The sequence below is a fragment of the Streptomyces triticagri genome (assembly GCF_003429565.1).
Classification (GTDB): domain Bacteria; phylum Actinomycetota; class Actinomycetes; order Streptomycetales; family Streptomycetaceae; genus Streptomyces; species Streptomyces triticagri.
This window is the reverse complement of sequence record NZ_QUAK01000231.1, coordinates 19019-36966: the sequence shown is the minus strand read 5'-3', so window position 1 is coordinate 36966 and position 17948 is coordinate 19019. Positions and strand designations below refer to the sequence as shown.

At 70.4% G+C, this 17948-nt stretch carries 17 protein-coding genes; 14 read left to right on the top strand and 3 right to left on the bottom strand.

Going from position 1 to position 17948, the window contains the following annotated elements:
• Positions 1-107: 107 nt before the first annotated feature.
• The 8 genes from DY218_RS30870 (at position 108) to DY218_RS30835 (ending at position 7087) form a co-directional block, all read left to right on the top strand.
• Positions 108-752, top strand: coding sequence for an HAD family hydrolase (locus DY218_RS30870; protein ID WP_128559472.1), 645 nt, complete (start codon positions 108-110; stop codon positions 750-752).
• A 43-nt stretch (positions 753-795) separates the two neighbouring features.
• Positions 796-2010 carry an MFS transporter gene (locus DY218_RS30865; RefSeq protein ID WP_128559471.1) on the top strand — a complete coding sequence of 405 codons (1215 nt, stop codon included), beginning with the start codon at positions 796-798 and terminating at the stop codon, positions 2008-2010.
• A complete protein-coding gene (locus DY218_RS30860) occupies positions 1961-3124 on the top strand; it encodes an acetoin utilization protein AcuC (RefSeq protein WP_128559470.1) in 1164 nt (387 codons plus the stop codon). The genes DY218_RS30865 and DY218_RS30860 overlap by 50 nt, the downstream gene beginning before the upstream one ends.
• A gap of 118 nt (positions 3125-3242) precedes the next feature.
• Positions 3243-4058 (top strand): phosphatase, encoded by an 816-nt coding sequence (locus tag DY218_RS30855; protein WP_128559469.1) that lies wholly within the window; start codon positions 3243-3245, stop codon positions 4056-4058.
• 130 nt (positions 4059-4188) lie between these two features.
• Positions 4189-4398 carry a helix-turn-helix domain-containing protein gene (locus DY218_RS30850; RefSeq protein WP_156725321.1) on the top strand — a complete coding sequence of 70 codons (210 nt, stop codon included), beginning with the start codon at positions 4189-4191 and terminating at the stop codon, positions 4396-4398.
• Between the two features lie 122 nt (positions 4399-4520).
• Positions 4521-4619, top strand: coding sequence for a 30S ribosomal protein bS22 (locus tag DY218_RS30845; protein WP_003948845.1), 99 nt, complete (start codon positions 4521-4523; stop codon positions 4617-4619).
• A gap of 282 nt (positions 4620-4901) precedes the next feature.
• Positions 4902-5966, top strand: coding sequence for an NAD-dependent epimerase/dehydratase family protein (locus DY218_RS30840; protein WP_128559468.1), 1065 nt, complete (start codon positions 4902-4904; stop codon positions 5964-5966).
• Between the two features lie 14 nt (positions 5967-5980).
• On the top strand, positions 5981-7087 hold the full coding sequence (locus DY218_RS30835) for a lysophospholipid acyltransferase family protein (RefSeq protein ID WP_128559467.1): 1107 nt from the start codon (positions 5981-5983) through the stop codon (positions 7085-7087).
• 93 nt (positions 7088-7180) lie between these two features.
• On the opposite strand, the gene DY218_RS30830 is transcribed toward DY218_RS30835, so the two are convergent.
• From DY218_RS30830 to DY218_RS30820, 3 genes are all read right to left on the bottom strand, one after another.
• Positions 7181-8395: a DUF5667 domain-containing protein gene (locus tag DY218_RS30830; protein ID WP_128559466.1), complete on the bottom strand. Its 1215-nt coding sequence runs from the start codon at positions 8393-8395 to the stop codon at positions 7181-7183.
• 277 nt (positions 8396-8672) lie between these two features.
• Positions 8673-9446: an ECF subfamily RNA polymerase sigma factor, BldN family gene (locus tag DY218_RS30825; protein ID WP_128559465.1), complete on the bottom strand. Its 774-nt coding sequence runs from the start codon at positions 9444-9446 to the stop codon at positions 8673-8675.
• Positions 9447-9887: 441 nt separating this feature from the next.
• Entirely contained in the window at positions 9888-10823 is a 936-nt protein-coding gene (locus DY218_RS30820) for an HAD family hydrolase (protein WP_128559464.1), read from the bottom strand.
• A gap of 170 nt (positions 10824-10993) precedes the next feature.
• Here DY218_RS30820 and DY218_RS30815 point away from each other — a divergent pair, with 170 nt between their 5' ends.
• The 6 genes from DY218_RS30815 (at position 10994) to hemB (ending at position 17914) form a co-directional block, all read left to right on the top strand.
• On the top strand, positions 10994-11275 hold the full coding sequence (locus DY218_RS30815; protein WP_128559463.1) for a glutaredoxin family protein: 282 nt from the start codon (positions 10994-10996) through the stop codon (positions 11273-11275).
• A gap of 341 nt (positions 11276-11616) precedes the next feature.
• Positions 11617-12429 carry a redox-sensing transcriptional repressor Rex gene (locus DY218_RS30810; protein ID WP_128559462.1) on the top strand — a complete coding sequence of 271 codons (813 nt, stop codon included), beginning with the start codon at positions 11617-11619 and terminating at the stop codon, positions 12427-12429.
• Positions 12426-14165, top strand: coding sequence for a glutamyl-tRNA reductase (locus tag DY218_RS30805; protein ID WP_128559461.1), 1740 nt, complete (start codon positions 12426-12428; stop codon positions 14163-14165). Before DY218_RS30810 ends, DY218_RS30805 begins: the two co-directional genes overlap by 4 nt.
• Positions 14162-15121 (top strand): hydroxymethylbilane synthase, encoded by a 960-nt coding sequence (gene hemC, locus DY218_RS30800; RefSeq protein WP_128559460.1) that lies wholly within the window; start codon positions 14162-14164, stop codon positions 15119-15121. The genes DY218_RS30805 and hemC overlap by 4 nt, the downstream gene beginning before the upstream one ends.
• Positions 15118-16782, top strand: a complete 1665-nt coding sequence (locus DY218_RS30795; RefSeq protein WP_128559459.1) for a bifunctional uroporphyrinogen-III C-methyltransferase/uroporphyrinogen-III synthase — start codon at positions 15118-15120, stop codon at positions 16780-16782. The genes hemC and DY218_RS30795 overlap by 4 nt, the downstream gene beginning before the upstream one ends.
• A gap of 139 nt (positions 16783-16921) precedes the next feature.
• Positions 16922-17914 carry a porphobilinogen synthase gene (hemB, locus tag DY218_RS30790; protein ID WP_128559473.1) on the top strand — a complete coding sequence of 331 codons (993 nt, stop codon included), beginning with the start codon at positions 16922-16924 and terminating at the stop codon, positions 17912-17914.
• Positions 17915-17948: the final 34 nt, after the last annotated feature.

The window sequence follows — 17948 nt, the reverse complement described above, 5'->3', positions numbered from 1 at the left end:
GCAGGGGGGACCCTGTGGGAGAGTAGGACGCCGCCGAACTAATTGTGGGAAAGCCCCGCACCGTATGGTGCGGGGCTTTCTGCGTTCTTGTGTCTTATGGTCGGGGGATGCGCTACGACCTGGTCATCTTCGACAACGACGGCGTCCTCGTGGACAGCGAGCCGATCTCCAACACCATCCTGTCCGGGTATCTGACGGAGCTGGGGCACCCCACCACGTACGAGGATTCGTTGCGTGACTACATGGGTGCCGCGGTGCACCGCGTGCACGATCTGGTGCGCGAACGGACCGGGCGCGATCTGCCTGCGGAATTCGACGCGACGCTGCATGAGCGCGTCTTTGCCGCTTTTCAGCGGGAGTTGCAGCCGGTGGCTGGCGTCGAGGAAGTGCTGGCGAAGCTGACGGCGGAAGGAGTTCCGTACTGTGTGGCGTCGTCCGGGAGCCACGAGCGGATCCGAGTAGGTCATCTGGCGACCGGGCTCGACGAATGGTTCGAGGAGGACTGGATCTTCAGCTCGGAGGACGTGGGCCGGGGGAAGCCGGCCCCGGATCTCTTCCTGCACGCGGCGCGCAGTATGGATGCCGATCCCCAGCGGACCGTGGTGATCGAGGACAGCCCGCTCGGCGTCCAGGCGGCGAAGCTGGCCGGCATGGATGTCCTGGCGTTCACCGCGATGACCTCGTCGGACCGGCTCGAGGGAGCCGATGGCTACTTCGGTGACATGGGGAGGCTCATCGAATTGCTCGGCTGATCCATCTACCGGTGGGTAGTCCCGGCCCTTACGCTGTCCGGCCATGACGGATGCGCGATTGCGGTACGGCAGGTCGGCCCTGGCGTTGAGCTTTTTCGTCCAAGGGGTCGCCTTCGCGCTCCTGGTGACACGGATCCCGGCGATCCAGGATCGGTACGGGATATCCGACGGGCTGTTGCCGGTGTTCCTCGCCGCGGTTCCGGTGCTCGCCGGTGCAGGGAGCGTGGCGACCGAGCACCTGGTGAAGCGCATCTCGCCCCGGCATGTGCTGCGCTGGTCGCAGCCCGTGGTGCTGCTCGCTCTGCTGGGTGTCGGGGCGGGCGAGGTGTTGTGGCAAGTGGCGCTCTGCCTCGGTGCGTTCGGCATTGCGGTCGGAGCGCTCGATGCCTCGATGAACATGCTGGGCGTGAGTCTGCAGCGGGCCTACGGCCGCAGCATCATGCTCGGCTTCCATGCCGCCTACAGCCTGGGCGGGATCGTGGGGGCGTCCCTCGCCTGGGTGGGGGCCCGTGGCGAACTTTCGCTGTTCGTCTCGTACTTGCCGGTGGTGGCCGTGCTGTTGCCGGCGGCGTTCGTCGGAAGCCGCTGGTACGCGGAGGGCAGGGCCGGGGGCGATGAGCAGCAGGGTGGGAGTGGTGGCGGGCCTTCGCTCAAGCTGCTGTGGCCGCTCTGCTTCGTGATGGCCTTCGCATACATCGGGGACTCGACGGTCTCCAACTGGAGTGCCAAGTATCTGCAGGATGTGCTGGGCAGTTCGGAGCAGCTGGCGACGGTTCCGTACAACATCTATATGGTGACCACGCTGATCGGGCGGACCGTCGGTGATGTGGGGGTGCGGAGGTTCGGGCCGGTCCGGGTGGTGCGGTGCGGGACGGTGCTGGCGGCCGTGGGGTTTGCGGTGGTGGCCGGGGCGCCCGGGGCCTGGGTGGGGATGCTGGGGTTCACGTTCCTCGGGCTCGGTCTGTGTGTGATCGTGCCGCAGACGTTCGCTGCGGCGGGGCGGCTGTTCCCTGGGCGGTCGGACACGGCGATCGCGCGGTTGAACATCTTCAACTATGTGGGCTTTCTGGTCGGTTCGCCTCTGGTCGGGGCTCTTGGGGATGCTTGGAACTATCGCGGTGCGATGCTCGTTCCGATGGTGTTGGTGCTTGTGACGCTGTTGTACGCCCGGTCCTTCGCCCAGGATCCGGACCGATACGGTGGCGGGCATGAGCGGCCGCGCACAGCTGATGTGGGACGAAGCAGTAACGGGCTATGACTTCGGGCCCGATCATCCGATGGATCCGGTGCGTCTTGCGCTGACCCGTCGGCTGATCACCGCATTCGATCTGGACAAGGATCTCGACATCGTCTCGGCCAAGCCGGCGGGGGATTCGACGCTGCGTCTGGTGCACCGTGAGGACTACATCGCTGCGGTCAAGGCCGCCTCGGAGGATCCGGCCGCCGCGGACATGGCGTACGGGCTCGGGACGGTGGACGATCCGGCGTTCGCGAGGATGCACGATGTCTCGGCGCGGATCGCGGGGCAGTCGGTGGGCGCCGCCGAGGCGGTCTGGAGCGGCGACACCCTGCACGCGGTCAACTTCGCGGGTGGGCTGCACCATGCCATGCCCGGGGCCGCATCGGGGTTCTGCATCTACAACGATGCGGCGCTCGCCATCGCCCGGCTGCTCGAGCTGGGTGCCGAGCGGGTGGCGTACGTCGATGTGGACGTGCACCACGGTGACGGTGTGCAGGCGGCGTTCTGGGAGGACCCGCGGGTCCTGACCATCTCGCTGCACGAGCATCCCAGGACGCTGTTTCCGCAGACGGGATGGCCGGAGGAGACCGGCCATGCGGAAGGCAGTGCGGTGAATGTGGCGCTCCCGGCCGGCACCGGGGACGAGGGCTGGCTGCGTGCGTTCCATGCCGTGGTGCCGGAGCTCCTCGCCGAGTTCCGGCCGCAGGTCCTGGTGACGCAGCACGGGGCGGACACGCACTTCGAGGATCCGCTGGCGCACCTGGCGGTGTCGCTCGACGCGCAGCGGGTGGTGCAGGCCTCGTGTCACGAGCTGGCGCACCAGCACGCCGACGGGCGCTGGGTGTCGCTCGGCGGTGGAGGGTACGCGGTGGTGGACGTCGTACCGCGGTCGTGGACGCATCTCACGGCGATCGCCGCGGGGCGGCCGATCGAGCCGGCTGCTGTGGTCCCGGAGGAGTGGCGGCAGGAAGTGTTCGCGCGGACACGGCAGTTGGCGCCGGCGCGGATGACGGACGGGCGGGATCCGGTGTGGCGGGACTGGGAGTCCGGGTACGACCCGGCCGATCGGCTCGACCAGGCCATCGTGGCCACCCGGCGGGCGGCCTATCCACTGCGGGGGTTGCTGCCCTGATCTCTCGGGCCGATTTCTGTCGGGCCGATTCGTACTGCTGCCGGGGCGATTACGCCAACTGTGCCCAGTTTTGCGGTTCCTGTCGTGGCGTGGTGGTCAATGCGCCAGCATCGCAGGCGTGTTGAGCACCGGTGACCTTCGTGTGCATCTGCTTGCGGCCAGGCTGGCCGGACCCGTGGCGACCTCGCGTGAGGAGAGTCTGCGGAGTTACCGGCTCTTTGCGGCGCGCGACCCGCGCCTGCTGCTCGGCCTCGATCCCGAACGAAGCTGGGATGCGCGGGAGTTGTTGGCGCTGATGGCCGAGAGGTGTGGGGTCTCGGCCGACCCCGGGCACACGGTCGGACCGGATGAGATCGATCCCGAGCGTACGGTGGCCGGGCTCGAGGCCTTCGCCGGGCGTCTGCGGCGGGCCGCCGAGCGGCGGGTGCCGGTGTTCATCGGCACCGGCCACCCCCATCGACTGCTCGGTTTCTACGCCGGGTTGGCGGACGCTCTCTCGGCGGCGGGATGTCCTGTACTCACACCGGCGAAGGGTCACTGTGTCGACATAACGACCCGGTTTGGTCTACGCACATACAACCTTGACTACGTACGGGGAGTCGCGTTGGTGCGAGAACGGAGTGTGTCGGGCGCGGGTTGTGAGACCGGCGCACACACCCATTCGCCGCTCCCGATTCGTACCGCGCTTGCCGTTGGTGCCGAGGCCGGTGAACCGCTTCCGGGCCTTGTCATCGGGGACCACGGTTGGGTCTGCGGAGCAGGTCAGCTGGGGATCGAGGCCATCGGCCTGGCGGATACGGATGATCCGGCGCTGTTCGTGGGGGAGGCCGAGGGGCGGGTGTCCGTCGCCGTTCCGCTTGATGACGCTGTGCGGTCTGATTACTACCGGCCGCTTACTCGCTATGTACTCAATCGAGCGTGTCTGTCACGGTAGGACCCCGATCGCAGCTCCTCTTCCCCACTCGCATCACCCGCCCCTAATCTGGGGAGTGAACGCACAGCGACGAGGAGTGACCGGAAGGGGAAGCCGGTGCCCGTCCATGTGTGGAAGGTTCAGGTGTGACATGGCTGCTGGCGAGAGGCCTCTCAGCGAGGTTCAGTTTCTGACCGTGGCGGAAGTTGCCTCGGTGATGCGAGTGTCCAAGATGACCGTGTACCGCTTGGTGCACAGCGGTCATCTGCCCGCGATCCGGGTGGGGAGGTCCTTCCGAGTCCCGGAGAATGCGGTCCACGAGTACCTTCGCGATTCGTATGTGGGGGTGGAGACGGCCTGATCGAGGCGGATTCGCCTCCTCGATTACGACCTCGGCGCTCGGCCGGGTAGGCTGGGCCGACGTAGGTCGTGTGGGCCCCATTCTGCCCCGCACCGAGTGATGAGAAGTGAGCGAGGGTAGTCGTGGGCTCTGTTATCAAGAAGCGGCGCAAGCGGATGGCGAAGAAGAAGCACCGCAAGCTGCTGAAGCGCACCCGCGTCCAGCGTCGTAACAAGAAGTAACGACCGCTGGATCAAAGCGCTCCGAGGCCTCCCGCCCGTGTGGTGGGGGGCCTCGGCTGCGTTCGGGGTCGCGTTGCGCGCGGTTTCGCGGGGCGCGGGGATCTGGCCTGTCCATCGGCTCAGGCCTGGGTCGGTCACCAGTCGTGTGTCTGTGGTCACGTTCTGCATCGGTCGGACATCCTGCCGTAGCACAGACCCGCTAACGTGACGCATGAGTCCGGTGACGGGACTGCGCGGGGGCGGCACCGCGGTGCGACGAGGGTGGGAAGGAAGGCGCTGATCTTGGGCAAGGTCGTGCTCGTGACGGGGGTGGCCCGGCAGCTCGGCGGACGCTTCGTACGCCGGATCCAGCGAGATCCCGGAGTGGACCGGGTGATCGGTCTGGACGCGGTGCCGCCCGAGCACTCCCTGGGTGCCGCGGAGTTCCTGCAGGCGGACATCCGGCAGCCCACGATCGCGCGGGTGCTGGCCGAGTATGCGGTCGACACGGTCGTGCACATGGACGTCACGGGCACCGCGCTGGCCGGCGGCAGCCGTACGTCGGTCAAGGAGACCAACGTCATCGGCACCATGCAGCTGCTCGGCGCCTGCCAGAAGTCTCCGACCGTGCGGCGCCTCGTGGTCAAGTCGAGCACCAATGTCTACGGGTCCGCGCCGCGCGATCCCGCCGTGTTCACCGAGACGACCTCGCCGAAGTCGCTGCCCAGCGGTGGCTTCGCCAAGGACACCGTCGAGGTGGAGGGCTATGTGCGCGGCTTCGCCCGGCGCAGGCCCGATGTGGCGGTCTGCGTACTGCGCTTCGCGAACATCCTCGGCCCCACGGCGGACTCGCCGCTCGCCGAGTACCTGTCGCTGCCGGTGCTGCCGACCGTGCTCGGCTACGATCCGCGGCTGCAGTTCGTGCACGAGGACGACGTCATCGACGTACTGCGGATCGCCTCGCAGGACCCGGCCCGCGCCACCCTGAACAGCGGGACCTTCAACATCGCCGGTGACGGGGTGCTGCTCCTGTCGCAGTGCGCCCGGCGTCTCGGGCGCCCCACGGTGCCGGTGCTGCTGCCCGCGGTCACCTGGGCGGGGGCGGCGCTGCGCACCGTCGGGCTCACCGACTTCTCGCCGGAGCAGCTGCGGCTGCTGACGCACGGCAGGGTGGTGTCGACGAAGGAGATGCGCGAGACACTGGGGTTCAGGCCCAAGTACACGACGGCGCAGGCCTTCACGGACTTCGTCCGCGGCCGAGGCCCCGGGCTGTTGCCGCCCGAGGCCCTGTCCAGGGCCGTCGACCGGATCGCCGCGCTGCCCCTGCCGGGCGCCGCGGCGAAGCACCCGACGCACAGCGCCGACTGAGGAGCGCATCAACGATGGCGGACGCCAAGGTCATTCCGTTCGACGACGACCGGTCGCGGGGCGGCGCCCGGGGCCCGGCCCGGCGCAGATCGGGCGGTCGGCGCCAGGCTGAGCCGACCCCCGAGGTGACGGCCCTGCCCGGGCAGCAGGAGCAGCCGGCCCAGGAGCCCGCGGCCGCGAAGTCCGGTCGTACGACTCCCGAATCCGGTCGTACGACTCCCGAGTCCGGTCCCGCCGAGGAGGACCGGAGCGGGCCGGAGGACGAGCGCCAGGGCCCGCGCAGCGGCCTGGAGCGCCGGGTGGCCGGCGGCCTCGCCTTTCTGCGCCGACGGCTCACCGGCGACTACGACGTCGACGAGTTCGGCTACGACCGGGAGCTGACCGAGCAGGTCCTGATGTCGCTCCTGCGGCCGGTCTCGGAGAAATACTTCCGGGTCGAGGTGAAGGGCATCGAGAACATCCCGGCGGACGGTGGCGCCCTGATCGTCGCGAACCACTCCGGGACGCTGCCGCTCGACGGTCTGATGCTGCAGGTCGCGGTGCACGACAAGCATCCGGCCGAGCGCCATCTGCGGCTGCTCGCCGCGGACCTGGTGTTCATGCTGCCGGTGGTCAACGAGCTGGCGCGCAAGGCCGGTCACACGCTCGCCTGCGCGGAGGACGCCCAGCGCCTGCTCGAGTCCGGTGAGCTCGTCGGTGTGATGCCGGAGGGCTTCAAGGGGATCGGCAAGCCGTTCAGCGAGCGGTACAAGCTGCAGCGCTTCGGCCGCGGCGGCTTCGTCTCGACCGCGCTGCGCGCCCGTACGCCGATCGTGCCGTGCTCGATCGTCGGTGCCGAGGAGATCTACCCGATGATCGGGAACGCGAAGACGGTGGCCCGAGTGCTCGGGCTTCCGTACTTCCCGATCACGCCCACCTTCCCCTGGCTCGGGCCGCTCGGCGGGGTGCCGCTTCCGACGAAGTGGACGATCCAGTTCGGTGAGCCGATCCCGACGGACGGCTATCCGCCGGAGGCGGCGGAGGATCCGATGCTGATGTTCAACCTCACCGACCAGGTGCGGGAGCAGATCCAGCACACGCTGTACAAGCTTCTCGTGCAGCGGCGTTCGGTGTTCTTCTGACGGCGCGGCTTTGAGCGCTGCGCAGTCTTGACGGTACGTACGCAGGTTGGGCCCCCTCCCGTACGGAAGGGGGCCCAACCTGCGTACTGCGTACTACTCCGTGGTGTCCTCACCGCTTATACCGAGACCGGGCAGCAGGCCCGGGAGCAGGGGCGGGAGGGTCACGTCCGGCTCGGCCGGGGTGCTCTGCTCGCCGCCGCCCGAGGGCTTGCTCGGCGTGGTGTCGTCCTTCGGCGGGTCGAGCAGGCCGCCCGAGCCGCCGCCGATCAGTCCGCCGTCGTCCTCGGAACCGGAGGGCGAGGGGTCGTCCGGGCGGGACTTGTCGTCGGACGGGCCGGTCGTCGGGTCGGAGGTGCTGGGCGTCGGGGTGTCCTCGCCGGTCGCGTCGTCCGTCGTGCTCTCCGGCTCCTCGGTGACGTCGCCGCCCGTGCCCGGGGTGCTGGGCAACTGCGAGCGCAGCGGCGCGATCTCCTTCTCCATGGCGTCGAAGACCGAGGTGACCTCGCTGCTGACGTCCGAGAGCTGGACGGGCAGCCGGCCGCGCAGATCGCTCCAACTGCCGCGGTACGACTGGGAGAACGAGGACAGCTTCTGGATCGGGCCGATCGATCCGTCCTCCGCGTAAGCGTCGTGGAGGAGGCGGTGTCCCTCTGCCGCGTCGTGCCGCATGCCGGAGAGGGCACGGCGGATCTCGCCGATCTGCTCGTGGTCGAGATCTCCCGAACGGGACCGCTCCATCAGGCGGTTGGCCTCGTGGAGCCGGGTGGAGGCCTGGTCGAGATAGAGCTCGCCGCGGGCCGATGAGTCGTCGGTCAGATGGAGCTTGAAGTCCTCCATGCCGCGCTTGAGGCCGTAGAGGGAGTCGCCCGGGAGGGCGTCGGAGCTGGCAGCGGAGACTCCGCTGAAGGCGCCGGCCGCCACGCCGACGGTGAGACCGCCGGCCGCGATGCCCTTGGAGAGCCTGCTCCGGGGCCGGAACTTCCGCAGTGGGGCGGCCCGGTGGGCGCCCTTGCGGCTGCGCTGCTCCGGGACCGTCGTGCCCGGGCCGGTGTCGCCCGCGGTGCCTTCCTGCAGCATGGCCTCCATGGCGGCCACGAGCTGTGCCCGCTGGACCACCTTGACCTCGGGGTCGAGCTCCGGGCGCGGGAGCTCGCCGAGGCCTTCGGCCATGCTGAGCATGGCGGACTGCTCGGCCCCGTCGGCCGGTGGGGAGCCCGTGGGCTGCTCGGCCGCCTGTCCCTGGTCGGTCTGCTCGTCCAGGGCTTGGGCGAAGGCGTTCGCCCGCCGGCTCGGGACATTCGCGATCACTGGCGGCACCTCCTCTCGTCATCACGTCCGACTCCCCAGGGGGTCCTGAGGGTTGCCCGCCTCGGTGCATGCCACTCGTACGAGTCGGCGGCGCCGGGCAGCGGGCGACCACAGGGAGCCTGCATCCCGCACAACGACGGTCGCGGCACATGGGTTACGGACGAAAGATGATCGGACCGGGGCCCAACTCCCGGTGTCACCAGGGGTAAGTGGGAGGTTACTTTCCGTCTGCGGGGGAAGGGGATCCGGCCGGTGCGATCCGGTCGGTGGGCTCCGGTCAGCGTGCGTCGTCCGGCAGCAGACGGGCCAGCGTACGGACCGCGCGGTACTGGAGGGTCTTGATCGCGCCCTCGTTCTTGCCCATCACACGGGCCGTCTCGGCGACGGTCAGCCCCTGCAGGAAGCGCAGGGTCACGCACTCCTGCTGCTGGGGATTGAGCCGGCGTACGGCGTCGAGCAGGGCGGCGTTCGACAGGGACTCCAGGACCGAGTCCTCGGGGCTGCGCTCCACCTCGTTGGCGTCGAGCATTTCGCCGGTGGTCACTTCGAGGCGGAAGCGGCTCGACTTGAAGTGGTCGGCGACCAGATTGCGCGCGATCGTGACCAGCCAGGCGCCGAAGTCCCGTCCCTGCCAGGTGAAGGTGCCGATACGGCGCAGGGCGCGCAGGAAGGTCTCGCTGGTGAGGTCCTCGGCCGTCGCCTTCCCGCCGACGCGGTAGTAGATGTAGCGGTAGACGGTGTCGCTGTACTGGTCGTAGAGGCGACCGAAGGCGTCGGTCTCGCCGGCCTGGGCGCGCTCGACGAGCTCCATCATGCGGGCGCTGTCGCTGTCGGCCGCGGGACGGCGGTGAGTGGTGGCGACGGCGCCGGAACGGGACCGTCTGCCGACGGCGGCACCGCTTTCGGCCAGGGCGTAGCAAGGGCCGACCGGTGCGGGGACGGCGAAGGCGGGGACGGCGTACGCGGTGGGGACGAGGGTGCGCAGGTGGTCGATGACCGTTGCGCGGAGCGTAGCCAGGCCTGAGGCGTCAACCCCGACGTGTGGGTACACGGGACTCCCAGAGGCAGAGCTTCCATCACGAGCAGTGCTGGACCTTTCACTCGTCGTAGCGATGAGTGGGGGTCCGATATGCGTCTGAGGAGAATAACGCTTCGTACAGGCGGCGCTACACCCAGTTGCTCAAATCATCGATTACGTCGCTTCTGTTACAGATCTATGATGCTTCAAGCTCCGGAATGTGACCGGGACTTGATCGGTTCGCGTCGCTAAATGCCTGAGTCCGGGGTGTGTTGTGGACGCGCGAGAGGCGCCCGGGGCCGTGCGCAGGCAACGCGACTGGCGGGGGCGGCAGCCGGGTAGGAAATCTGGATTTTCCGCGTGTTCCGGCGGCGGGACCGGGTGGTGGTCACGGTGCGTGATCCGCTGGCCGTACGTCAGGCTCGATGGCGGTGTGGTTCGGCTGGGGCTCAGCTGGGGTTCAGCGGCGGCGGTTCAGTGGCGGCGGCGGTGCAGGGCGATCGCCGCGGCGGTGCCGCCGGCCAGGGCGCCCACGCCCGCGGCCGCGGGGATGCCGACCTTGGCCGCCTTGCGGCCGGTGCGGTAGTCGCGAAGCCGCCAGTCGAGCTCGCGTGCGTGCTTGCGCAGCTTCGCGTCCGGGTTGATCGCGTACGGGTGGCCCACGAGGGACAGCATCGGGATGTCGTTGTGCGAGTCGCTGTAGGCCGCGCAGCGGGCGAGGTCGAGGCCCTCGGCGACGGCGAGCGCGCGGACCGCCTCGGCCTTCGCCGGACCGTGCAGCGGCTCGCCGACGAGCCGTCCCGTGTAGACGCCGTCGACCGATTCGGCGACGGTGCCGAGCGCGCCGGTCAGGCCGAGCCGGCGGGCGATGATCGTCGCCGTCTCCACGGGGGCCGCGGTCACCAGCCAGACCCGCTGGCCGGCGTCGAGATGGGCCTGGGCGAGTGCGCGGGTGCCGGGCCAGATGCGCTCGGCCATGTACTCGTCGTAGATCTCCTCGCCGATCGACATCAGCTCGGCGACCCGGTGGCCCTTCACGATGGAGAGGGCCGACTCGCGTACGTCCTGCATGTGTTCGGGATCTTCGACGCCGGCGAGGCGGAACCAGGTCTGCTGCCAGGCGAACTTGGCGAGCTCGCGGCTCTCGAAGAACCTCCGCTTGTACAGCCCGCGGCCGAAGTGGAAGAGCGCGGCGCCCTGCATCACCGTGTTGTCCAGGTCGAAGAAGGCCGCTGCGCGGTCGTCCCCGACGACGGGGAACTCCGGTGCCTCGGCGGTCTCGTCGGCGGGCGCGGCGCCTTCGAGTTCCTGCGAGGACTTGCGCGCGGCTTCCGCCGAGGCCTCGCCTGCCAGGACGCTGCGCGCGGTCGCGGAGCGCCTACGAGGAGTGAGCCATCGAAGAGAGGCCATGTCCGTGAGCATAGCCAGAATGTTCGGCACTTCCGGGTCGAGGGCGTTCGCAGGCTGTGAACAGTGCGCTACCGCACAGTTAAGGAGATCGCCGGCGGGCGCGTCGCCGGGCGGTGTGCGGGTGCGGTCCGGCGCTGTGCACGGCGGTTCGGCCGCGCGAGAATGGGCGTATGAGCTCCCTTTTCCGGCGTACGGAGAACAAGAAGCCCGCGGACCGCGTCGTGACTCTGGTCGGCAAGCCCGGATGTCATTTGTGCGATGCGGCACAGGAGGTGATCGAGAAGGTCTGCGCCGATACGGGCGCGGCCTGGGAGAAGAAGGACATCAATGAGGATGCGGAGCTGTACCGCAAGTACTGGGAGCAGATTCCGGTTGTCCTTGTGGACGGGGCCCAGCACGACTTCTGGCGGGTCGACGAGGGCCGGCTGCGCAAGGCGTTGGGCGCAGGATGAGCGCGGCCGCGCACATGCGTGAGGCGGCCGGGAGGCGCCGGAGGCCGAAATTCGACGGCACCTGACGGTGTACAGGACGGGTTACGATCGGGGGCGATTCGGTCTCGGGGGTGCGGAAATCGTGAGGAGAGTGTGCGGTTTTGCCCCCTGTGGTGCCCCGACGTCGCAGCCTCGCTGACGGTTCCGCGGCTGGCCGGAACTGGCGCGTGAGCCCGGTCACTTTGCCTGGACAAAGCGGACACCATCTTTGTGCACGCGTTCACAAAGACATAGCCTGCATTCGACGGGGCGGTCGGGGGACATGCGGCCGCCCGCAGCCCCGCTCTACCCGCAGGAGCACCGTGGCAACTGGCCGAACTCACCGACCGGCGACCCGCAGCCGAGGCATTCCCGAGGCCACCGTCGCCAGGCTTCCGCTGTATCTGCGCGCCCTGACCGCACTGTCGGAGCGCTCGGTGCCCACGGTCTCCTCCGAGGAGCTGGCCGCGGCCGCGGGGGTCAACTCCGCGAAGCTGCGCAAGGATTTCTCGTACCTCGGCTCCTACGGGACCCGTGGTGTGGGCTACGACGTCGAGTACCTCGTCTACCAGATCTCCCGCGAGCTCGGCCTCACCCAGGACTGGCCCGTCGTCATCGTCGGTATCGGTAACCTCGGTGCGGCGCTTGCCAATTACGGTGGGTTCGCCTCCCGTGGCTTCCGGGTGGCCGCCCTGATCGACGCCGATCCCGCGATGGCCGGACAGCCCGTGGCCGGCATGCCGGTGCAGCACACCGACGACCTCGAATCGATCATCTCGGACAACGGCGTCTCGATCGGCGTGATCTCCACCCCCGCGGGCGCCGCCCAGCAGGTCTGCGACCGCCTGGTCGCCGCCGGGGTGACCTCCATCCTGAACTTCGCGCCGACCGTGCTCTCCGTGCCGGACGGTGTCGACGTACGCAAGGTCGACCTCTCCATCGAGCTGCAGATCCTGGCCTTCCACGAGCAGCGCAAGGCCGGCGAGGACGTCGCCGAGGCCGCCGCCGTCGTACCGTCCGCCGCGCGCGCCGTGGCCGAGGCCGCCGCCGACAGCTCCGCGAGCGTCGACGGCGACGGCAGCGGCGACAGCAGGAAGGGACCCGACGGGGACGTCCCCGCCGTGATGCCGGCATGAGTCTCCTGGTCGTCGGACTGAGCCACCGCAGCGCTCCGGTCAGCGTCCTCGAGCGGGCCGCGCTCTCCGCGGACGCGCAGGGCAAGCTGCTTCAGGACGCGGTGGCCGCCGAGCCGTCCGCCGAGGCGGCGGTGCTCGCCACCTGCAACCGCATCGAGCTCTATGCCGACGTGGACAAGTTCCACGCGGGCGTCGCCGAACTCTCCACGCTGCTCGCCCGGCACAGCGACGTCGGCCTCGACGAGCTCACTCCCTATCTCTATGTGCACTACGAGGACCGCGCCGTCCACCACTTGTTCTCGGTGGCCTGCGGGCTCGACTCGATGGTCGTCGGCGAGGGCCAGATCCTCGGCCAGCTGAAGGACGCGCTGGCCAGGGCGCAGGACCAGCACACCGCGGGACGCCTGCTCAACGACCTGTTCCAGCAGGCACTCCGGGTCGGCAAGCGCGCCCACTCCGAGACCGGCATCGACCGGGCCGGGCAGTCGCTCGTCAGCTTCGGCCTCGAGCAGCTCACGGCCGGCGAGCCGGTCGCCGACTGGGCCGCGGGCAAGAAGGCCCTGGTCGTCGGCGCCGGTTCCATGTCGTCCCTCGCGGCCGCCACCCTCGCGCGCGCCGGGGTCGCCGAGATCGTCGTCGCCAACCGCACACCCGACCGGGCCCGGCGCCTGGTCGAGATCCTCACCGACCCGGCCGGCACCGGAGTCGCCGCACGCGCCGTGGCCATGGACGCCGTACCGCACGAGCTGGCCCGCGTCGACATCGCGGTCTCCTGTACGGGGGCGACCGGTGTGGTGCTCGGCGCCGGCACGGTCGCCGACGCACTGGCCGCCGCGCCCGCCGCCGCACCCGATGCGGCACCCGATGCGGCACCCGTGCAGCACAGCCTCCGGGCGCCCGACGGCAGCCTGGTCGCCCGCCTCGCGGCCGCCGCCGCACGGGACGGGCGCATCCCCGACGCCGCCGCCACCGAGACCGCCGCCGGAATCTCCGCGGCGGACAGCGGCTGCCCGGTGGGCCTCGCCCCCGCGGGCGCCACCTCCGCGGCACCCGCTCCCGTACCGACCGGCGCCGAGGCCATGGGCCTGCACGGCACCTGGGTGGACAACGGCTCCACCCTCGACCGCCCGGCACCCGGCAGCGAGCCCGCCGGCCGGACCGTGACGCAGACCGCCACCCGGCCCCGTGTGCACACCGCGCCCGTACGCCTCGCACTCCTCGACCTCGCCATGCCCCGCGACATCGACGCGGACGTGCACCGGATCGACGGTGTGCGCCTGGTCGACATCGAGTCGCTCGCCGAGGTCGCCGGCGCCCCCGCGGACGCCGCCGGAGCCGGACCGATGGCCGCCGACGTCGACCAGGTCCGCGTCATCGTCGCCGACGAGGTCGCCGCCTTCGGCGCCGCCCAGCGGGCCGCGCGGATCACCCCGACGGTGGTCGCCCTGCGCACCATGGCCTCCGGCGTGGTGGAGAGCGAGATCAACCGGCTCCGGGGCCGCCTCCCCGACCTCGACGACCGCGAACAGGCCGAGATCACCCAGGCCGTACGACGCGTCGTCGACAAGCTCCTGCACGCGCCGACCGTGCGGGTCAAGCAGCTGGCGGGCGAGCCCGGCGGCGCCGGGTACGCGGACGCACTGCGCACCCTGTTCGACCTCGACCCGCAGACGGTGGCGGCCGTCTCCCGGGCCGACGGCGACGACAACGACGTACAGAACCGAGGGCGGTCATGACCCAGAAAGCACTCCGCCTTGGGACCAGGCGCAGCAAGCTCGCCATGGCTCAGTCCGGGCAGGTGGCCGAGGCCGTCCGGGAACTGACCGGCCGCGAGGTCGAGTTGGTGGAGATCACCACCTACGGCGACACCTCGCGCGAGCACCTCGCACAGATCGGCGGCACCGGTGTGTTCGTCAGCGCGCTGCGCGACGCCCTGGTCTCCGGCGAGATCGACTTCGCCGTGCACTCCCTGAAGGACCTGCCCACCGCGCAGCCCGACGAGCTGACGCTTGCCGCCGTACCGCCGCGCGAGGACCCGCGGGACGTGCTCGTCGCGCGCGACGGGCTGACCTTCGCCGAGCTGCCCTCCGGCGCCCGCATCGGCACCGGATCGCCGCGCCGGATGGCGCAGATCAACGCCCATGCGCGCAGTCACGGCCTGGACCTGACGACCGTGCCGATCCGGGGCAACATCGACACCCGTATCGGCTTCGTCCGCAAGGGCGAGCTGGACGCGGTGGTACTCGCCGCGGCCGGCCTCAGCCGTGTCGGCAGGTCCGACGACGCGACCGACTTCCTGCCGGTCGACACCATGCTGCCCGCCCCCGGCCAGGGGGCACTGGCGGTCGAGTGCGCCGCGTCCAGCGCGGAGCTCGCCGCCACCCTCGCCGAGCTCGACGACCCGTACACCCGGGCCGCCGTGACCGCCGAGCGTTCCCTGCTCGCCGCCCTGGAGGCCGGCTGCTCCGCACCCGTGGGTGCGCTGGCCGACCTCCTCAGCGACCGACAGGTTGTCAAGGAAATGCGCCTGCGCGGCGTCGTCGGCTCGACCGACGGCTCGGCGCTGGTGCAGCTGTCCACCACCGGTCCCGTACCCGAGTCCCCGTCCCGGGCGGAGGCGCTCGGCCGCGAGCTCGCGGCCGAGATGCTTGCCAAGGGTGCGGCCGGTCTGATGGGGGAGCGAGCACATTGAGCCCCACCACCTCGAAACTTCCCGCCGCTTCCGGGCACGGGCACGTCACCTTCCTGGGTGCCGGACCCGGAGATCCGGGGCTGCTCACGCTGCGTGCCGTGGAGGCACTGGCCGCTGCGGACGTACTGGTCGCCGAGCCCGAGGTGCTCGACGTCGTCCGCGCACATACGAGGTCGGGCGCCGACCTCGGCGAACTTCCGGCCGTGCCGCAGCAGGCCGCTGCTGACGAGTCATCAACGCCCGTGGATGCCGCCAATCTTGTCATGGCGGCCGCACGGCGCGGCAAGCGGGTCGTCCGTGCCGTCACGGGCGACCCGGGCCTCGACGCGGACGCGGCCGAGGAGATGCTGGCGTGCGCACATGAGGGCATCACCTTCGAGGTCGTGCCCGGCATCGCGACCGCGGTCGGCGTGCCCGCCTATGCGGGAGTGCCGCTGCGCGACAGCCAGGGCACCGATGTGCGGTTCGTCGACGCACGTACGGCCACGCACCGCTGCTGGACCGAGGTCGGCGCGTCCGACGGCACGGTCGTCGTCTCCACCACGCTCGAGACGGTGGCCGCGGCCGCCGGCGAGCTGGTCGCGGGCGGCCGCAAGCCGGACACCCCGATGACCGTCACCATCGCCGGCACCACCACCCGGCAGCGGACCTGGACGGCGACCCTCGGCACGATCGCGCAGACCCTGAAGCAGGCCAAGGTGCTGCCCTCGCCGGAGGGCCACCGACCGGTCATAGCCGTGGTCGGTGAGCGTTCCGCCGCCGCCCAGCGCGACCAGTTGTCCTGGTTCGAGTCCAAGCCGCTGTTCGGCTGGAAGGTGCTCGTACCGCGGACCAAGGAGCAGGCGGCCTCGCTCTCCGACCAGCTCGTCAGCTACGGAGCGGTGCCGCACGAGGTGCCGACCATCGCCGTCGAACCCCCGCGCACGCCCCAGCAGATGGAGCGCGCGGTCAAGGGCCTGGTCACCGGGCGCTACGAGTGGATCGCCTTCACCTCGGTGAACGCGGTCAAGGCCGTACGCGAGAAGTTCGAGGAGTACGGGCTCGACGCGCGGGCCTTCGCCGGGATCAAGGTCGCCGCGGTCGGCGACCAGACCGCCGCCGCGCTGATCGCCTTCGGCGTCAAGCCCGATCTGGTCCCCAGCGGTGAGCAGTCCGCCGCCGGGCTCCTGGAGGACTGGCCGCCGTACGACCCGGTCTTCGACCCGATCGACCGGGTGTTCCTGCCGCGCGCCGACATCGCCACCGAGACCCTGGTGGCCGGGCTCATCGAGCTCGGCTGGGAGGTCGACGACGTCACCGCCTACCGCACGGTGCGCGCCTCGCCCCCGCCGGCCGAGACCCGCGAGGCCATCAAGGGCGGCGGCTTCGACGCGGTGCTCTTCACCTCCTCCTCGACGGTGCGGAACCTGGTCGGCATCGCCGGCAAGCCGCACAACGTCACCGTCATCGCCTGTATCGGCCCGGCCACGGCGAAGACCGCCGAGGAACACGGCCTGCGGGTCGACGTCATGGCACCCGAGCCGAGCGTGCACCGCCTCGCCGAGGTCCTCGCCGACTTCGGCGCGCAGCGCAGGGCGGCGGCCGTGGAGGCCGGCGAGGCCGTGACCAGGCCGAGCGAGCGGCGGCCCGGATCGCGGCGGCGGCGGGCGACGACGTCGTAGGCGCCTGTGCACGTGTGACCGGCGGGATCCCTTGTGGGCCCGCCGGTTTCTCGTACGGGTGTGTCCGGAGAGCTCACCCGGTGGAGGACAATGGGCCGCGGATGAGTACATGACGGCACGAGGTGAGACGGCAGTGGCACTGACGACCTACGGTTCGTTCCCCGGTACCCGGCCCAGGAGGCTGCGTACCACCCCGGCGATGCGGCGCATGGTCGCCGAGACGCGGCTGCATCCGGCGGATCTGATCCTGCCCGCCTTCGTGCGCGAGGGCATCTCCGCGCCGGTGCCGATCGAGGCGATGCCGGGCGTCGTCCAGCACACCCGGGACACCCTGCGGAAGGCCGCCGTCGAGGCGGTGGAGGCCGGGGTCGCCGGGATCATGCTCTTCGGCGTGCCCGAGGACGGGAAGAAGGACGCGACGGGCACGGCCGGTACGGACCCCGACGGCATCCTGCAGCTCGCGATCCGGGACGTACGGGCCGAGGTCGGCGACGACTTGGTGATCATGTCGGACCTCTGTCTCGACGAGTACACCGACCACGGCCACTGCGGAGTCCTCGACTCCGAGGGCCGGGTCGACAACGACGCGACGCTCGAGCGCTACGCCGAGATGGCCCAGGTCCAGGCGGACGCCGGCGTCCACACGGTCGGCCCCAGCGGCATGATGGACGGCCAGATCGGCGTCGTACGGGACGCGCTCGACCAGACCGGCCACGAGGACGTCTCGATCCTCGCGTACACCGTCAAGTACTCCTCCGCCTTCTACGGCCCCTTCCGCGAGGCGGTCGGCTCCTCACTCCGCGGCGACCGCAAGACCTACCAGCAGGACCCGGCCAACACCCGTGAATCCCTGCGGGAGTTGGCGCTCGACCTGCAGGAGGGCGCGGACATGGTGATGGTCAAGCCGGCCGGGCCGTACCTGGACGTCCTGGCGAAGGTCGCCGAGGCGGTCGACGTGCCGGTCGCGGCGTACCAGATCTCCGGGGAGTACGCGATGATCGAGGCGGCCGCGGAGAAGGGCTGGATCGACCGGGACAAGGCGATCCTGGAAGCGCTCACGGGCATCCGGCGGGCGGGCGCGGGCCTCATCCTCACCTACTGGGCGACCGAGGTGGCGCGCACGCTGGACTGACCGCCCTTTCGTACGACGACCGCGCCCGCCGGAC

Excerpts from the sequence above, each read along its gene's own strand:
- DY218_RS30870 (WP_128559472.1), top strand. The coding sequence starts at position 108 with ATGCGCTACGACCTGGTCATCTTCGACAACGACGGCGTCCTCGTGGAC.
- DY218_RS30865 (WP_128559471.1), top strand. The coding sequence starts at position 796 with ATGACGGATGCGCGATTGCGGTACGGCAGGTCGGCCCTGGCGTTGAGC.
- DY218_RS30860 (WP_128559470.1), top strand. The coding sequence starts at position 1,961 with ATGAGCGGCCGCGCACAGCTGATGTGGGACGAAGCAGTAACGGGCTAT.
- DY218_RS30850 (WP_156725321.1), top strand. The coding sequence starts at position 4,189 with ATGGCTGCTGGCGAGAGGCCTCTCAGCGAGGTTCAGTTTCTGACCGTG.
- DY218_RS30835 (WP_128559467.1), top strand. The coding sequence starts at position 5,981 with ATGGCGGACGCCAAGGTCATTCCGTTCGACGACGACCGGTCGCGGGGC.
- DY218_RS30820 (WP_128559464.1), bottom strand. The coding sequence starts at position 10,823 with ATGGCCTCTCTTCGATGGCTCACTCCTCGTAGGCGCTCCGCGACCGCG.
- DY218_RS30815 (WP_128559463.1), top strand. The coding sequence starts at position 10,994 with ATGAGCTCCCTTTTCCGGCGTACGGAGAACAAGAAGCCCGCGGACCGC.
- DY218_RS30805 (WP_128559461.1), top strand. The coding sequence starts at position 12,426 with ATGAGTCTCCTGGTCGTCGGACTGAGCCACCGCAGCGCTCCGGTCAGC.
- hemC (WP_128559460.1), top strand. The coding sequence starts at position 14,162 with ATGACCCAGAAAGCACTCCGCCTTGGGACCAGGCGCAGCAAGCTCGCC.